This window comes from Pseudoselenomonas caprae (assembly GCF_008271345.1).
Lineage (GTDB): Bacteria > Bacillota > Negativicutes > Selenomonadales > Selenomonadaceae > Selenomonas_A > Selenomonas_A caprae.
Genome location: NZ_VTOZ01000070.1, coordinates 1 through 446, shown reverse-complemented (window position 1 = coordinate 446; position 446 = coordinate 1). Strand labels below are relative to the sequence as shown.

The window sequence follows — 446 nt, the reverse complement described above, 5'->3', positions numbered from 1 at the left end:
TATCTAGACCCGTTCCTTGACCTTTATAATCGTGAAATCATTAGCTTTAGTATCACCAAACGGCCATCGTCACAAGGCATTATGTCTGCTTTGGATAAGGCAATTGCCATTACCAGCGACTGCCCTTATCGTCGAACGTTCCATTCCGACCAGGGATGGGCTTACCAAATGGGCAGCTATGTAGGCCGATTAAAGGAAGAACGAATTTTTCAAAGTATGTCTCGCAAAGGCACCTGTCTGGATAATAGCGTGATGGAAAATTTCTTTGGCCTGCTAAAACAGGAAATCTATTATGGGCATACCTATCACAGCTTCGAAGAACTTGAACGAGCTATACGGCATTACATCACATACTACAATAAGCACAGAATCAAAGCTAAGCTGGGGTGGCTCAGCCCAGTAGATTACCGTTTACGTCATGCCGCAGCATAAAAAACCGGTAGCAG

1 protein-coding gene is annotated in these 446 nt (G+C 44.4%); it reads left to right on the top strand.

From position 1 onward, the window contains the following. On the top strand, nucleotides 1-432 hold a 432-nt coding region (locus FZ041_RS14345; RefSeq protein WP_149190064.1), incomplete at its 5' end, for an IS3 family transposase. Nucleotides 433-446 lie beyond the last annotated feature (14 nt).